This window comes from Eubacterium sp. CAG:156, assembly GCF_000434315.1.
GTDB classification, from domain to species: domain Bacteria; phylum Bacillota; class Clostridia; order Lachnospirales; family Lachnospiraceae; genus Eubacterium_U; species Eubacterium_U album.
On record NZ_FR878165.1, the window covers coordinates 19324 to 21259 of the forward strand.

A 1936-nucleotide genomic window follows, 5' to 3' on the forward strand; every position below is an offset into this window, starting at 1 on the left:
TTTGTAGTAACTTATAGTAAAGATATCGATTATGCAAGAGGTATATCTTATAGTGTGCAGAAATTAACTCAATTAGGTGCATGGGGATATGTTGCTGAAGGCATAATTGCAGCAATAGTGACAGTAATAGGTATGCCAATACTTATGTATGCATGCTTAAGCATCGGACAGCTTTATACTAAGCACAGAGTAGTTGGCGCAATATTAGCTTACATTGGATATTACATAATAAATCAAGTTGTATCATCAGTATTTTTGGTTATATGTATGCATAGTTTAGGTAATAGTTACGATATTAGTGCATTTGCAAATCAGATATTTATATTTGGTATAGTTTTATCAATTGTGGTTTCGATTGCAAGTTATATAGCAACTTATTACATATTAAGCAAAAAGTTAAATTTAGAATAAAATTTTCTTGCATTTGCTCTTGAATTATGATAAAATGTCAATTCGTGATATATATTAATTTTCCTTGCTTTCCTAAATGAAATAGGGAGGCCAGAGACCAAAAGGAGGTAAGAAAGCATGAACAAGTATGAATTAGTAGTTGTTGTTAGTGCAAAACTCGAAGAAGAAGAAAGAGCCGCTGAAATCGAAAAGGTAAGCAACCTTGTAACACGTTTTGGTGGAACAATTACTGACGTAGAAGAATGGGGTAAGAAGAAATTAGCTTACGAAATTCAGAAGATGTCAGAAGCTTATTATTACTTCATTCACTTCGACACTGATAACACAGATTGTCCTAACGAAATAGAAGATCAGATTCGTATTATGGAAAATGTTATCAGATATTTGTGCGTAAAGGTTGAGGCATAGGTTTTTGAAACATAAAGAGGTATAATATGAATAAAGTTATTCTTATGGGTAGATTAACCCGTGATCCTGACGTAAGATATTCACAGGGCGATAGCCCAATGGCAATTGCCAGATATACATTAGCAGTTGATCGTAGATTTAGAAGAGACAACGACCAGCAGACAGCAGATTTCATTTCTTGCGTAGCATTTGGAAGAAATGGAGAATTCGCTGAAAAGTACTTACATCAGGGAACTAAGATTGTAGCAGAAGGTCGTATTCAGACAGGAAGCTATACAAACAAAGATGGTAATAAAGTTTACACAACAGAAGTTGTAGTAGAAAATCAGGAATTTGCTGAAAGCAAAGCAAGTGCTGCTAATAACGAAGGTGGCTTCCAGCCACAGGCACAGTCAGCTCCAACAGCTCCAGCCGGAGACGGATTTATGAATATCCCTGATGGTGTTGAAGATGTAGGATTACCATTTAACTTTTAGAGATTAGACGATTAACATAAACATAGTTAATTAGTATTATAGGAGGTCAAAACTATGGCATTTAACAAGAGTGAAAGACCTGATTCTCCAATGAGAAGAAGAGGCGGTCGTAGAAGAAAAAAAGTTTGCGTATTTTGTGCTAGTGAAAACAACGTAATTGATTATAAAGACACAAACAAATTAAAGAGATATGTATCTGAAAGAGGAAAAATTCTTCCTAGAAGAATTACTGGAAACTGCGCTAAGCACCAGAGAGCTCTTACAGTAGCAATCAAGAGAGCAAGACACGTTGCTTTAATGCCTTACACAGTAGAATAAGGTTATATAAAAAGACTTTCCCATGTGGAAAGTCTTTTTATGTTTTATAAAGGTATTTATATAGATAAGGTTGCTTTTTTGTTTCATATCTCCTAAAAAGTCGGAATAAGGCGAAATGTTACAAATTAATATGATAATTTTAATGGTATAATTTAAATGTAACATGAATAAAATGAAAGAGTAGTGCGTTGAAAATATACAAATATTCATACTTGATTAACGTACGAAAAATTTAAAGACAAAAAGGAGGAAATATGAGAAATTTTAAACAAGTGGCAGCCATGACTCTCGCAGGAGTTATGACGGTTTCTATGGCAGGAGTT

The 1936-nt window shown here is 34.0% G+C and carries 4 protein-coding genes; all 4 read left to right on the forward strand.

What is annotated here, in order from left to right; all coding sequences use genetic code 11:
* The coding region (locus ABMA45_RS07090) for a hypothetical protein (RefSeq protein ID WP_348030025.1) at positions 1 to 411 on the forward strand (411 nt) is incomplete at its 5' end.
* 117 nt (positions 412 to 528) lie between these two features.
* Positions 529 to 819: a 30S ribosomal protein S6 gene (gene rpsF, locus ABMA45_RS07095; protein ID WP_022089191.1), complete on the forward strand. Its 291-nt coding sequence runs from the start codon at positions 529 to 531 to the stop codon at positions 817 to 819.
* 26 nt (positions 820 to 845) lie between these two features.
* Positions 846 to 1295, forward strand: a complete 450-nt coding sequence (locus tag ABMA45_RS07100; protein ID WP_022089192.1) for a single-stranded DNA-binding protein — start codon at positions 846 to 848, stop codon at positions 1293 to 1295.
* Between the two features lie 54 nt (positions 1296 to 1349).
* Entirely contained in the window at positions 1350 to 1613 is a 264-nt protein-coding gene (rpsR, locus tag ABMA45_RS07105; RefSeq protein ID WP_022089193.1) for a 30S ribosomal protein S18, read from the forward strand.
* Positions 1614 to 1936 lie beyond the last annotated feature (323 nt).

Excerpts from the sequence above, each read along its gene's own strand:
- rpsF (WP_022089191.1), top strand. The coding sequence starts at position 529 with ATGAACAAGTATGAATTAGTAGTTGTTGTTAGTGCAAAACTCGAAGAA.
- ABMA45_RS07100 (WP_022089192.1), top strand. The coding sequence starts at position 846 with ATGAATAAAGTTATTCTTATGGGTAGATTAACCCGTGATCCTGACGTA.
- rpsR (WP_022089193.1), top strand. The coding sequence starts at position 1,350 with ATGGCATTTAACAAGAGTGAAAGACCTGATTCTCCAATGAGAAGAAGA.